Raw genomic sequence first — 13,282 nt, forward strand, 5'->3', positions numbered from 1 at the left:
GTACGCCGAGACGAACGCCTGCGACGTCGCCGGGGAAGGGGAACCACCCGCGTGCGCCGCGGGCGTTCCCCCTGCCCTCGCTGAACTCCGTCGTCTTCGCACCCTACCCGGGCTCTTCGATCTTGAATCCGAGCTTGAGGGTGACCTGGTAGTGGGCGACGGCGCCGTCCTCGATCTCGCCGCGCACCGAGACGACCTCGAACCAGTCGAGGTTGCGGATGGTCGCCGCCGCGCGGGCGATGCCATTGCTGATCGCCGTGTCGACGCCGTCGGGCGAGGTGCCGACGATCTCGGTGACGCGATAGGTGTGGTTGCTCATCGTGTTCTCCTCCTCGCGGGGAAACGTCGTCGTGCCCGCTGGTGCCGACGTTACGTGCGAGAGGCTCACCGTGTCGAGAGTCGAGACGCAGACGCAGATCTCAGGCGAAGAGGCGCTGCAGGCGCTGGATGCCCTCGAGCAGCGGCGCGTCGCCGAGCGCGTAACTGAAGCGCAGGTAGCCGCTCGGCCCGAACGCCTCTCCGGGAACGGCCGCGACCTCGGCCTGCTCGAGCATGAGGTCGGCGAGCTCGAGCGAGGTGGCGGGCGTGACGCCGCCCCATTCCCGGCCGAGCAGCCCGGTGACATCGGGGTACACGTAGAAGGCACCCTGCGGAATCGGCACCGTGACGCCCTCGATCTTCGACAGCTCGGCGACGATCGTGCGGCGGCGGCGGTCGAAGGCCCGGCGCATCTCCTCGACGGCGTCCTGCGGGCCGGTGAGGGCCGCGATCGCCGCCCGCTGCGAGATGTTCGACACGTTCGACGACAGGTGCGACTGCAGGTTGGCGGCGCCCGTGATCACGTCGGCCGGACCGACCATCCAACCGAGGCGCCAGCCGGTCATCGCGTAGGTCTTCGCGACGCCGTTCACCAGGATCGTCTGGTTCGCGAGCGCAGGCACGGCCTCGACGATCGAGACGGCCCGCGGCGGGGCAGCCGCCTCGCCTGCGCTGGGCTCCGTCGAAGCGTCGGCGTAGGTGAGGTTCTGGTAGATCTCGTCGGACACCACCCAGATGCCGTGCTCGAGCGCCCACTCGCCGATGGCCTTCACCTGCTCGGGCGCGTAGACCGCGCCGGTGGGGTTCGACGGCGAGACGAACAGGAGCACCTTCGTGCGGTCGGTGCGTGCCGCCTCGAGTTGCTCGACCGTGACGAGGTAACCCTGGTCGGCGCCCGCGAACACGTCGACCTGAGCGCCGCCCGCGAGCTTGATGGCCTCGGGGTAGGTGGTCCAGTAGGGCGTGGGCACGAGCACCTCGTCGCCCTCGTCGAGCAGCACCTGGAACGCCTGATAGACCGCCTGCTTGCCGCCGTTGGTCACCACGACCTGCCCGGGCGAGACCTCGAGGCCCGAGTCGCGCAGCGTCTTCGCCGCGATCGCCTCGCGCAGCTCGGGCAGCCCGGCCGCGGGCGTGTAGCGGTGGTTCCTCGGGTCGGCGACGGCCGCGAGTGCGGCCTCGACGATGTGCTCGGGGGTCGGGAAGTCGGGCTCGCCCGCGGCGTAGGAGATGACCGGGCGCCCTTCCGCCTGCAGGGACTTGGCCTTCGCGTCGACCTTCAGGGTCGCGGACTCGGCGATGGCGGCGATTCGGGCGGACAGGCGCGGCTTCTCGGTCACCCTCACAGCCTAGGGCGAGCGGATGCCGCGTGGCACGTCGTCGGCCGGCGCATCCGGGCACATCGCGCCGGCCGGAGAATGGCAGCGCTACCATTCACATTGACAGATGCGGGGACTGTCGGGAAGCCCTGATCGAAAAGGTTGCGCAACATATTGACTGTCCAACCGAGGTCACACTATGTTTGCGTTACCATTTTCACTCACAGCGATGTCGGCTGCCGGGCGTCGTTGCCGGAACGAGAGGTTCTCGTGGAAACCACACCAGACAGTCGGCGATCTCGCCTGCGCCAGGCGCTCGCTGCATCGGGCCTTGCCGCGGTGCTCGCCGCCGCTTCGCTGATCCCCGCCTCGCCCGCATCCGCAGCGGTCTCGCTGCCGGAGGTCATCCCGTCCATCGACGGCTGGGTGGCGGCCGACGGCAGCTTCACCGCCGACACCGACCCGGGCGTCTTCACCGACGGAACGAACGAACGCGTCGATGCGATCGCCGGGATCTTCCGCGACGAACTCGCTGCCTCGCGGCCCGGCGCGACCGACGGCACCGGCGACGCGGCATCCGGCGACATCGAACTGCAACTCGACGAGAGCCGCACCGACCTCGGCCCCGAGGGCTACGAACTCGTCGTCGGCGACGAGATCACCATCACCGCTGCAGAACCCACCGGTGTGCTCTACGGCACCCGCACCGTGCTGCAGATGCTCGGCCAGCAGGACGTGCTGCCGGCCGGGTCGATCGTCGACGTGCCGGAGTACGAGGAGCGCGGCGTCACGCTCTGCGCGTGCGTGATCAACATCTCGCCCGAGTTCATCGACCGGCTCATCGAGGAGATGTCGTACCTCAAGCTCAACACGCTGCTGCTCGAGCTGAAGGTCAAGGTCGACGGGTACCCCGAGACGAACACGTGGTCGTACTACACGAAGGACGACATCCGCACGCTCGTCGAGAAGGCGTCGGCGTACGGCATCGAGGTGATCCCCGAGATCAACTCGCCCGGCCATATGGAGATCTGGCTCGAGAACCTGCCCGAGCTCCAGCTCACGAACGAGGCGACCGGGGAGAAGGACGAAGTCCGCATGGACATCACGAAGGACGCCTCCTTCGAGTTCTACACCGACCTCATCGACGAGTACTCTGAGGTGTTCACCGCCGACAGCTGGCACATGGGCGCTGATGAGTACATGCTCGGCAGCGGGTATGCGAACTACCCGCAGATCAAGCGATTCGCCGAGGAGCGGTTCGGGCCGGGCGCGACCGAGAACGACGTGGTCGCCTGGTACATCAACCGCATCAACGACTACGTGAAGTCGACGGGCAAGGAGCTGCGGATCTGGAACGACGGGGTCATGACCACGAACCGGTTCGAGCAGATCGACACCGACATCGTCGTCGAGCACTGGAACCAGGCCGGCTCCTCGATCCGCCCGCAGCAGTTCCTCGACTGGGGGCACGAGCTCGTCAACAACTCGAACTCGCTGTACATGGTGCGCGGCGGCTACGGCGTGAACAGCCGCGGGCTCTACGACTCCGGGTGGACGCCCGAGGTCTTCTACGGCCAGACGGTCACCACCGGCACCGAGCAGATCCGCGGCGCGCGCCTGAGCGCATGGCCCGACGGCGGCACACCGGCCGAGGCCGAGAACACCACCGAGCAGCGCATGTTCGAACCGCTGCGATTCGTCGCCCAGTCGACCTGGGCAGGCACGCGGCCGTGGGCGAGCTTCGACGCGTTCACGGCGGCGATGGAGACGATCGGGCACACTCCGCTCTGGGAGAACGCCGAGCGTCAGCCGCTGCCCGACGGCGCCTTCGCGATCACCGGTGCGAACGACGAGGGCACCCTGGCGCCCGCCGACGGCGGTGCGCTCGCCCTCGGCGACTCGGGCGAGCCGTTCACCTTCACCCGCACGAACGACGGGTACTACACGATCACCGCACCCGACGGGCGGTGCCTCGACCTGTCGCGCGACGGCACCATGCGGCTCGGTGTGCCCCTCGAGATCGGCGCCGACGCGCAGCTGAGCGCCTGTGCGACGACGACGCTGCAGAAGTGGCAGCTGCGCCGGGTCGACGGCGGCTACACCATCGCGAACGCCGCGAGCCAGCAGTTCCTCTCGGTCTCCGCGGGGCTGGTCGACGTTCCCGTGTCGGGCGAAGCGACGAAGACCGTGCCCGACGGCCTGGTCGTGCAGACTCCGGCCGACTGGGGCAAGACCGTGTGGAAGATCACGGGCGACGTGGCGCTGAACGCCACCCCGGCCGCGATCACGGCCGCTCCGGGCGATGAGGTCGCCGTCACCGTGACGGCGACGAACACCTCCGACACGGATGTCACGGGTGCCACGGTGCGCGTCGCGGCGACGCCCGCCGGCTGGTCGGCTCGGCCCGGCTCGGTCGAGGTCGGCGACCTCGCTCAGGGTGCGGAGGCCGAGGCGGCGTTCACGCTGAACAACGTGTCCGCTGCCACGGGATCGGGCGAGTTCGTCTTCGAACTCGTCGACGGCGCCGGAGCGGTCGTGGCACAGGCGACGGCGACGACGAACGCGATCTGCACCACCGAGCAGCTGACGCCGAGCGCGATCGCCGCGGTCTCGAGCCAGCAGACGTCGGGCGAGCCCGCCCCGAACGGCCCGGCCGCCGCAGCGATCGACGGCAACCCCGCCACCTACTGGCACTCGCAGTGGTCGCCGACCACGGCGCAGTACCCGCACTCGATCGTCGTCGACCTCGGCGCCGAAGAATCGGTGTGCGGCCTCTGGTACACGGGCCGGTCGAGCAGCGGCTCCGGCGGCGCCAACGGCCGTATCGCGAACTACGACGTCTACACCTCGACGACGGTCGCGACCGTCGACGGCGCGTGGGGCGAGCCCGTGGCGAGCGGCACGTTCGTGAACAGCGCCGATGCGCAGCTCGCTCCGTTCGCACCGAAGACCGCGCGCTACGTGAAGCTCGTCGCGAAGAGCGAGGTGAACGGAAACCCGTGGGCGACCATCGGTGAACTCGCCGTCGCGGGGCCCGCGGTGACGGTGCCGGAGGTGCAGATCGACGTCGTGGCCCAGACGCGGTGCCTCGGTTCGAAGGCGTACGTCACCGTCAAGGCGACCAACCGCGAGGACGAGCCGGTCTCGCTCGTGATGACCACGGCGTACGGCGAGAAGTCGTTCGCGAGCGTGGCGGCAGGCAAGAACGCGGTGCACTCGTTCACGACGCGCCTGGCGAGCGTGCCTGCCGGAACGGTCACGGTCGAGGCGAGCGCGACGTTGAACGGGGCTGCGGTCACGTCGACCCTCACGGCGGACTACGACGCACGCTCCTGCGGCTGAATCTCAGCGTGCAACGCTGACGGATGCCCCGGTGCCGACGTGCCGGGGGCATCCGCAGTGACCGTTCCGAGTTGATCGATCGATCGAGCATTCCGGCCGGACGGCCGACGATCAGAGGTTCTGCCCGATCTCCCACAGCCGGTCGGGTCGCCCGTCGATCGCCTCGGAGACCGCGAGCGCCTGGTCGTCGGAGAGCGAAGCGACGTAATCGATCACTCCGCGTCCGATGCCGAGGGAGGACACGTCTGCGAGTTCGGGAACGGGCACGCCGTCCGGCGGCGTCCGGCGCAGGCGGGCGTACCCATCGGTCGCGATCTCGACGAGCTCGCGGAGGCGCTGCGGCACCCGGTGTCCGTCCACCTCATCGGTCACCCACGCCGAGAGGCCCTTGACCGCCCGCGTGAGCACGCGACTGAGTCCGCGCTGGTACATCGTGATGTCGGCGCGGTCGAGGATGAAGTGCCGGTGCACGAACTTCAGGATCTCGACCTCGTGCCACGCCCGTCGGTCGAGGGTGACGAGCCCGGAGCGCAACACCCCCGGCGGCGCGGGCACCACCGATGTCTGGAGATGGCCGATCCAGCGGTTCGTGAACGACGAGAGCGCTCGTTCCGACGTGATCGACCCGTCGAACGTGCTCGCGAGCAGGCCGTCGACGAGGTCGTCGGCGACGACGCCGATCGCATCGGCGAACGCGTCGTCATCGGCGATCCACGGGTCGCTGCGGTGCAGCTTGCGCCGGAGTCCCTCCAGCGCCGCCCCGGGCGGTGCGCTGCGCGCCGCGAGCTCCACGGAGTCGAGAGCGCGCAGCTCGGCCGTCCGGTCGACCCAGCCGCGGAACTCGCGAGCCACGGCGCCGTGGCTGAGGAGCCCCGCCCGATAGAAGTCGTCCACGTCGTGGATCGAATAGGCGATGTCGTCGGCGATGTCCATCACCGAGCACTCGAGGGTCTGCTCCATCGTCGTCAGCGATCCGCGCGCCTGCCCCAGATCCGCGGCGTCGAGGTCGTACGCGGAGAACTTCACGACCTCCACCGCACCGTCGACGCGACGAAGGCCGCGGGGGAGGGCATCACCGAGGTCGTCACCGTCGACGAACCGCGTCCACGGGTACTTCGCGACCGCCGATCGCACCGCGGCGGTGAGGTTGAGTCCCCGCGGTGCGGCCTCGGAGACGTCGAGGGCGGTGATGATGCGGTACGTCTGCGCGTTGCCCTCGAAGCCGTCCGCGAGGCCGAGGCTCTCCCGAGCCAGCCGGTCGAGCACCCGCTCGCCGAGGTGCCCGAACGGCGGATGGCCGAGATCGTGCGCGCTCGCGGCGGCCTGCACGACCACCGCGTCGCAGCCGTGCTCCAGTGCGAACGCGCGGGTCGGCGACGCGGCATCCGTCAGACGCACCGCGATCGCGCGGGCGACCGCGGTGACCTTGATGGAGTGGGTGAGGCGGTTGTGGATGAGCGGGCCGGCGCCTGGCTGCGCGATGACCTGCGTGACCGCGGAGAGCCTGGAGAAGTACGGCGAGAAGCGGATCCGCTCCAGGTCCAGCCGGAACTGCGAGTGCTCGCCCGTGACCTCGACGCTGCTGCGCGGCTCGGCGAAGATGCGGGTCGAGCGTTCGGTCGGCATCGGCGAGCTCCCCTCTCGACCCAATCGCCGGTGACGGATGCCACGGCGCGGCCGTTCCCAATCTACGGGTCCTGCCGGGCGCGCGCCCGGCCGCCCCGACCGCGGTTTGGCGGTGGGGCATCCGTCACCTAAACTTGCTGAGGTTGCGGTTCTCGCTCAAGCTTTCCCCTGCCCGTTTTCGGGTGGGTGATTGCGAGAGAAGGTTGCGACTCCGCGAAGGCGAAAACGTCTTCGTAGGGCGGTGGCTCAATTGGTAGAGCAGCGGTCTCCAAAACCGCAGGTTGCAGGTTCGAGTCCTGTCCGCCCTGCGAGCCGGCAGTGAATGCCGGCCCACGAAAGGTGTACGAGTGGCTCGGAAAATCATCGACGAACCCAGCGAAGACGTCGTTGCCGACGCGAAGCGCGAACGCGCGGCGCGCCGCAACCCGTTCGCGCGGATCGCCTTGTTCATCCGGCAGGTCATGGCCGAACTGAAGAAGGTCGTCACCCCGACCCGCAGGGAGCTGTTCAGCTTCACCGTCGTGGTGCTCGTGTTCGTCATCATCATGATGGCGATCGTGTACGGCCTCGACACGCTGTTCGGATGGCTCGTGCTGCTGGTCTTCGGAACCCCGGGGGTCTGATCGGGCCCGTCGGTCCGATGATCCGGTACGCCGCAGGCGCACGCAACAGAAGGAATTGAGAGAAGTGTCAAAGACTGAGCGCGACGACGTCGACTGGGCCACGGCTGCCGAGCAGTCCGCGGAGGACGACGAGGCCCAGGAGGGCAACTCGCTCGAACACGACGAACAGTCGGTCGAGCCCGCCGAGCACCGCGCCGTGCACATCGTCGACGACGAGGGCAACGACATCGACCTCGACGCCGTGCTCGACGCGATGGCCGAGTCCAGCGACCCCGAGGCCGACGCCGTCATCGACGACGCCCTCCACATCGACTCCGCCGAAGAGGCCGAGGCCGCATTCGACGCCGTCACCGAAGAGGAGGAGGAGCAGGCCGACCCGTATGCGGAGTTCCGGGCCGAGCTCCGGTTCCTCCCCGGCAAGTGGTACGTCATCCACTCGTACGCGGGCTTCGAGCGTCGCGTGAAGGCGAACATCGAGCAGCGCCGCGAGTCCATGGCCATGGCCGACTACATCTACCAGGTCGAAGTGCCGATGGAAGACGTCGTCGAGATCAAGAACGGCCAGCGCAAGATGGTCACTCGCGTGCGCATCCCCGGCTACGTACTCGTGCGCATGGACCTCAACGAGGAGAGCTGGTCGGTCATCCGCCACACTCCGGGCGTCACCGGCTTCGTCGGCAACGCGCACAACCCGACCCCGCTCCGCTTCGAGGAGTCCTTCGGCATGCTGAAGAGCCTCGTCGAGATCAAGGACGTCGCCCCGGCCAAGGGGGCGAAGGCCGGAGCCGCCGCGGGTGCGGCCCGCGCCATCCCCGCGGAGGTCGACTTCGAGATCGGCGAGACCATCACGATCAAGGACGGCTCGTTCGCGGGCCTGCCCGGCACGATCAGCGAGATCAAGCCCGAGAGCGGCAAGCTCACCGTGCTCGTCTCGCTCTTCGAGCGCGAGACCCCGGTCGAGCTCAGCTTCGACCAGGTCACCAAGCTCTAGCCCTCACAGAACGAACGCAGCGACCCTCCGGTACACTCGGAGGGTTGTGCTGCGTCAGGCTCGCCGACACACACCGACCACCGCAACCCGGATCCGCCGGAGCCTGCGGGAGAGTGCCCCGCCCTTCGACAGGCTCAGGGAGCGGGCGTTCGAACAGAAAGAGAGAAATCATGGCACCGAAGAAGAAGGTCACCGGTCTGATCAAGCTTCAGATCAAGGCCGGCGCCGCGAACCCGGCCCCGCCCATCGGCCCGGCCCTGGGTCAGCACGGCGTGAACATCATGGAGTTCTGCAAGGCGTACAACGCGCAGACCGAGTCGCAGCGCGGCAACGTGGTCCCCGTCGAGATCACCGTCTACGAAGACCGCTCGTTCACGTTCATCCTGAAGACCCCGCCCGCCGCAGAGCTCATCAAGAAGGCCGCCGGCGTCGCCAAGGGCTCAGGCGTGCCGCACACCACCAAGGTGGGCAAGCTCACCCAGGCGCAGGTGCGCGAGATCGCCGAGGCGAAGATGGTCGACCTCAACGCGAACGACGTCGACGCCGCATCGAAGATCATCGCGGGCACCGCTCGCTCGATGGGCATCACGGTCGAATAAGGCCGAAGTTCCCTGAGCTCCGTCGAAGGGAACGCTCGCTCGCTTCGACAAAGCTCAGCGAGCTCACCAGAACTGAAGCACCCCGTGGCAGCGCCCGCCAGGCGCAGATGACCACACTCTCTCGAGGAGAAACAACATGGCACAGAAGTCCAAGGCCTACCGGGCCGCGGCCGAGAAGATCGAGGCCGGCAAGTACTACACCCCGAACGAGGCCGTCGCCCTCGCCAAGGAGACCGGCTCGGCGAAGTTCGACTCCACCGTCGAGGTCGCACTGAAGCTCGGCGTCGACCCCCGCAAGGCCGACCAGATGGTGCGCGGCACCGTCATCCTCCCGCACGGCACCGGCAAGACCGCCCGCGTCATCGTATTCGCGACCGGCCCCGCGGCCGAGGCTGCGATCGCCGCAGGCGCCGACGAGGTCGGCGGCGCCGAGCTCATCGAGAAGGTCGCCGGCGGCTACACCGCGTTCGACTCGGCAGTCTCGACCCCCGAGCTCATGGGCCAGGTCGGCCGTCTCGGCAAGGTGCTCGGCCCCCGCGGCCTCATGCCGAACCCGAAGACCGGCACCGTGACGCCCGACCCGGCGAAGGCCGTCTCCGACATCAAGGGCGGCAAGATCGAGTTCCGCGTCGACAAGCACGCCAACGTGCACTTCGTCGTCGGCAAGGCGTCGTTCAGCACCGAACAGCTCGAGGAGAACGCCAAGACCGCCCTCGAAGAGGTCGTGCGCCTGAAGCCCTCGAGCGCCAAGGGCCGCTACATCCAGAAGGGCGCCGTGTCGACCACGTTCGGCCCCGGCATCCCGCTCGACGTCAACGCCATCTGACGCTTCACCGCTCCTGCCCTGAAGCGCGTGGCGAGAGGCCCGCCGGTTCGCCGGCGGGCCTCTCGTGGTTCCTCCTCAGTTCAGTGCGGGATGGCGTCGTGGTGGGCGCGCATGGCCGGACGGATGGCGAGCGCGGCGACGGCCACGACGATCGCGCCGCAGATCCAGGACAACCACGCCGCACCGAAGGTCATGGGGTCGGCATAGCCGCCGACCCACGGCGAGATGATCAGCAGCACGCCGAGGGCGCCTTGCACGTACTCCATCGCAACCATGCCCGGGAATGCGAGGTTGACGAGTCCCGAGACGATGAGCAGCACGCCGAGCACGAGCATGATCGCGACCGAGGCTCCCATCGGGGGCATGAACATCGTCGACAGAGCGACCACGAGACCGGCGGCGATGGCCACCCAGTCTTCCCATCGCGTCCATTTCTTCATAGAAACCAGCCTCCTCAAGGTCGGTGGCTCCCATTCGGGGGTCACTACAACGGTAGAACCGATCGCGCAGATGAGCAATGCTCGCGACGACGAGGTTCAGCTCGTCACGCGGAATCCGCGCTCGCCGGTCGGCTCGCGCCCCGAGACATCCGTACCGCGTACGACGGCGCCCGGAGGTCCGGCCGCGAGCCACTCGAGCATGGCGTCGACGGATGCCTCGTCGCCCTCGACCTCGGCCTCGACCCCGCCGTCGGCGCGATTGCGCACCCAGCCCGAGACGCCCAGCCGGCCGGCTTCGAGGCGCGCCGAGTAGCGGTACCCGACGCCCTGCACGACCCCGTGCACCACGACGTGTCGACGGATCATCCGTCCAGCGTACGACCCCGCAGCAGGCGCCGCGTCACGCCGTTGGTCCAGCCGAATCCGTCTTGCAGCGGGTATTCGCCGCCGCCGCCGCCGACGGTGTCATCGGGGTCGGGAACGAGCGTGTACTTCTCGACGAGTTTCGTCTCGCGCCGGTAGAGCGCGCCGACCGTCTTCAGCCATCGGCCAGTGATCTCGTCGGCGAGGACGGTGAGGTCGGCGAGGTCGTAGGCGCGGAGGCCGCTGATCGTGAGCCACTGCAGCGGCGCCCATCCGTTCGGCTTGTCCCACTGCTCGAGGCTCTCGTGCTCGCTCGTGCCGATGCCGCCCGGGCGGAGGAGCCGGTCGCGGAGCGCGTCGGCGGTGCGGTGCGCCTGGGCTGGGCTCGCCGCGCCCACGAAGAGCGGCATCACCGTCGCGGTGGTCAGCGATTCGCGTGCGGTACCGCGCTGCCAGTCGAAGTCGAGGTACGCGCCGGCCGCGTCATCCCACAACCAGCGGTCGATCGCCGCGCGGCGCTGCTCGGCAAGGGCGTGATACCGGAGCGCCGTCTCGTCGTCTCCGACCGCACGGCTCTGCCGCGCGATGTCGGCTTCGAGACGGTGGAGCAGCCCGTTGAGATCGACCGGCAGGATGGACGTCGTGCGGATGCCGGCGAGGTCGGACGGATCGTCGCACCAGCGCGAGCTGAAGTCCCACCCCGAGGCAGCGCACGCGCGCAACTCGCGGTACACCTCGTGGCGCGGCCGCTCGGAGGCCTGGGCGGTGAGCACGTCGGCGTGGAGCATCTCCTCCCGAGGCGTGTCGCGGTCGTCCCAGTACCGGTTCAGCAGATCGCCGTTCTCGAGTCGGACGCAGTGGCCGTGCACCTCGGCGGGACGCAGTTCGTCGGCACCCCCCATCCACCAGCCGTGCTCGCGGATGAGCTGGGGCAGGAACTCCGTCGCGTCGCATCCGCCGTGCCGGGCGAGGAGCTCGACCATCAACGCGAACACGGGCGGCTGGGAGCGGCTGAGGTAGTAGGTGCGGTTGCCGTTCGGAACGTGTCCGTAGGTGTCGATGAGGTAGGCGAGGTCCTCCACCATCGAACGGGCGAGCTCGAGGCGGCCGCTCTCCATCAGCCCCAACATCGTGAAGTAGGTGTCCCAGTAGTAGATCTCCCGGAAGCGACCTCCCGGCACGACGTAGGGCTCCGGCAGTGGAAGCACCGAGGTCGCCGGGGGATGGGTGCGCGGCTCTCGCGTGAGCACCGGCCAGAGATCGTCGATGTGCTCGCGGAGCGATCGGCCGGGCGACGCGACGTACTCGCTCGACGGCACGGTGGGCGGCGTGAAGTTGGCCTCGACGAATGCCGCGAGGTCGAAACCCGGGCGACGGACGTCGGCCCGGTACCGCTCGAGGATGTCGGCCGGACGATCGCGGGGCGCAGCATCGACGAACGTCTTGCCGTCGTCGAACACGCGTTCCATCTGCACGGCGACGAAGAGCTCCTGGTAGCGGTCGCCGGGCGTCAGCGTGTCGGCCGGGGGGACCTCGGCGAGATGCGCGTCGCGTTGCCCGTTGCTCACTCGCTGTAGTTCCACAGGAGCCCGCCGTCGACCGTGATCGTGGTTCCGGTGATGTACGCCGCGCCGGGGGAGACCGCGTAGCTCACCGCATCGGCGACATCCTCGGGCGAACCCATGCGTCCCGCGGGAATCTCGCTCCGCAGTTCGCGAAGTCTCGCCTCGTCGTCCATGAGCGCGTCGTTCATCTCGGTGCGGATGGCGCCCGGGGCGATGTTGTTCACGGTGATGCCGAGGGGAGCGAGTTCGACGGCGAGATCGCGCGTGAGCATCTGCAGCCCGCCCTTGCTGGCGCAGTAGCTCGCGAACTGCGGGAAGGGAAGCTCTTCGTGCACGGAGCTGATATTGACGATGCGCCCCCCGCCGCCCCGCTCCTCCACGTGGCGCGCGTACGCCTGCGAGAGGAAGTACGGGCCCTTGAGGTTGACGCCGAGCACGAGGTCGTAGTCGGCCTCGCTCGCGTCGAGGAAGCCCGCTCGGCGCTGCACCCCCGCGTTGTTGACCAGCACGTCGACGCGCCCGAAGCGTTCGACGCCGGCCGCCACCAGCCGGCGAACCTCGTCGACGCGACTCACGTCGGTTGGGAGGTAGGCCGCATCGGATCCCGTCGCCTCCAACTGCTCCATCGTGGCGACGGCATCGGGGTGGTCGGGAAGATCCGCGACGATGACTGCGAAGCCGTCGCGCGCCAGGCGCAGCGCGATCGCCTTCCCGATGCCGCGTGCTGCGCCGGTGACGAGCGCGACCGTACGGTGTGATGACATGCTCCTCCGTCCGGATGAGGTCAGATGGACGAGGTCCGGTCAGACGAGCCTAGTCAGGCCTCCGGCGGGTGCCGACCCCTTGCAGGGGGTGACGGATGCCGCAATAATCGGCCGCCCGGCCGAGCCGAATATCATGGCGCCGGGGGAGATGAGCGAATAGCGATGGAGGGCCATATCGGGCTCTCTCAGTCAAGCCCCGACGTCGTGGCGTGCGGTGACTGAATAGAGACTTTGAGATCTATCTAGGGGCGCTTGATAGACTTGTCAAGGGGGACTAGACTAGAATTGTGCCCAAGCCGCAGAAGTACCGAGACGTTATCAAGGTCGTGAGAGCCAATGGATGGGTGTTCCTTCGCGACGCGAAAGGCAGCCACGAACTCTGGGGGCTGCCCGACGAGTCGGCTAAGGAGTCGATCCCGCATCACGGCGAAGTGAGTGCGGGGATCATCGGCCAGCTGATCAAGAAACTGCCAAACACGCCGCAGAGCTGGCGATAGGAGGACACC

The 13,282-nt window shown here is 68.5% G+C and carries 13 protein-coding genes and 1 tRNA gene; 7 read left to right on the forward strand and 7 right to left on the reverse strand.

The features are described from left to right. Positions 1-103 precede the first annotated feature (103 nt). Together ACFWN7_RS05970 and ACFWN7_RS05975 are read right to left on the reverse strand one after the other, a co-directional pair. Positions 104-319: a dodecin gene (locus tag ACFWN7_RS05970; protein WP_376937825.1), complete on the reverse strand. Its 216-nt coding sequence runs from the start codon at positions 317-319 to the stop codon at positions 104-106. Between the two features lie 100 nt (positions 320-419). Continuing rightward, positions 420-1,658 (reverse strand): pyridoxal phosphate-dependent aminotransferase, encoded by a 1,239-nt coding sequence (locus tag ACFWN7_RS05975; protein WP_376937826.1) that lies wholly within the window; start codon positions 1,656-1,658, stop codon positions 420-422. 249 nt (positions 1,659-1,907) lie between these two features. Here ACFWN7_RS05975 and ACFWN7_RS05980 point away from each other — a divergent pair, with 249 nt between their 5' ends. Continuing rightward, the gene (locus tag ACFWN7_RS05980; RefSeq protein WP_376937827.1) at positions 1,908-4,979 is read left to right on the forward strand and encodes a family 20 glycosylhydrolase; all 3,072 of its coding nucleotides are present in this window, start codon (positions 1,908-1,910) and stop codon (positions 4,977-4,979) included. Between the two features lie 111 nt (positions 4,980-5,090). On the opposite strand, the gene ACFWN7_RS05985 is transcribed toward ACFWN7_RS05980, so the two are convergent. Further along, complete coding sequence (locus ACFWN7_RS05985) at positions 5,091-6,605, reverse strand: deoxyguanosinetriphosphate triphosphohydrolase family protein (RefSeq protein WP_376937828.1); 1,515 nt, start codon at positions 6,603-6,605, stop codon at positions 5,091-5,093. Between the two features lie 235 nt (positions 6,606-6,840). Between ACFWN7_RS05985 and ACFWN7_RS05990 the strand changes: the two genes are divergently transcribed. The 5 genes from ACFWN7_RS05990 to rplA all read left to right on the forward strand — a co-directional run bounded on the left by ACFWN7_RS05990 (position 6,841) and on the right by rplA (position 9,644). Then, positions 6,841-6,913, forward strand: a tRNA-Trp gene (locus tag ACFWN7_RS05990). 39 nt (positions 6,914-6,952) lie between these two features. Beyond that, positions 6,953-7,228, forward strand: coding sequence for a preprotein translocase subunit SecE (secE, locus tag ACFWN7_RS05995; RefSeq protein ID WP_376937829.1), 276 nt, complete (start codon positions 6,953-6,955; stop codon positions 7,226-7,228). A 64-nt stretch (positions 7,229-7,292) separates the two neighbouring features. Then, the gene (gene nusG, locus ACFWN7_RS06000) at positions 7,293-8,219 is read left to right on the forward strand and encodes a transcription termination/antitermination protein NusG (protein WP_376937830.1); all 927 of its coding nucleotides are present in this window, start codon (positions 7,293-7,295) and stop codon (positions 8,217-8,219) included. Positions 8,220-8,389: 170 nt separating this feature from the next. Next, positions 8,390-8,818, forward strand: a complete 429-nt coding sequence (gene rplK, locus ACFWN7_RS06005; RefSeq protein ID WP_376937831.1) for a 50S ribosomal protein L11 — start codon at positions 8,390-8,392, stop codon at positions 8,816-8,818. Between the two features lie 136 nt (positions 8,819-8,954). Continuing rightward, positions 8,955-9,644 (forward strand): 50S ribosomal protein L1, encoded by a 690-nt coding sequence (gene rplA / locus ACFWN7_RS06010; RefSeq protein ID WP_376937832.1) that lies wholly within the window; start codon positions 8,955-8,957, stop codon positions 9,642-9,644. An 80-nt stretch (positions 9,645-9,724) separates the two neighbouring features. Here rplA and ACFWN7_RS06015 read toward each other — a convergent pair whose 3' ends face one another. From ACFWN7_RS06015 to ACFWN7_RS06030, 4 genes are all read right to left on the reverse strand, one after another. Then, positions 9,725-10,084 carry an SPW repeat protein gene (locus tag ACFWN7_RS06015; protein WP_376937833.1) on the reverse strand — a complete coding sequence of 120 codons (360 nt, stop codon included), beginning with the start codon at positions 10,082-10,084 and terminating at the stop codon, positions 9,725-9,727. Positions 10,085-10,180: 96 nt separating this feature from the next. Next, on the reverse strand, positions 10,181-10,450 hold the full coding sequence (locus ACFWN7_RS06020) for an acylphosphatase (protein WP_376937834.1): 270 nt from the start codon (positions 10,448-10,450) through the stop codon (positions 10,181-10,183). Further along, positions 10,447-12,015, reverse strand: coding sequence for an alpha,alpha-trehalase TreF (treF, locus tag ACFWN7_RS06025; RefSeq protein ID WP_376937835.1), 1,569 nt, complete (start codon positions 12,013-12,015; stop codon positions 10,447-10,449). The genes ACFWN7_RS06020 and treF overlap by 4 nt, the downstream gene beginning before the upstream one ends. Next, positions 12,012-12,776 carry an SDR family NAD(P)-dependent oxidoreductase gene (locus ACFWN7_RS06030; protein WP_376937836.1) on the reverse strand — a complete coding sequence of 255 codons (765 nt, stop codon included), beginning with the start codon at positions 12,774-12,776 and terminating at the stop codon, positions 12,012-12,014. Before ACFWN7_RS06030 ends, treF begins: the two co-directional genes overlap by 4 nt. Before the next feature lie 287 nt (positions 12,777-13,063). On the opposite strand from ACFWN7_RS06030, the gene ACFWN7_RS06035 reads away from it, so the two are divergent. Then, positions 13,064-13,273, forward strand: coding sequence for a type II toxin-antitoxin system HicA family toxin (locus tag ACFWN7_RS06035; protein WP_376937837.1), 210 nt, complete (start codon positions 13,064-13,066; stop codon positions 13,271-13,273). Positions 13,274-13,282: the final 9 nt, after the last annotated feature.

The sequence above is a fragment of the Agromyces sp. NPDC058484 genome (genome assembly GCF_042720415.1).
Classification (GTDB): Bacteria; Actinomycetota; Actinomycetes; order Actinomycetales; family Microbacteriaceae; genus Agromyces.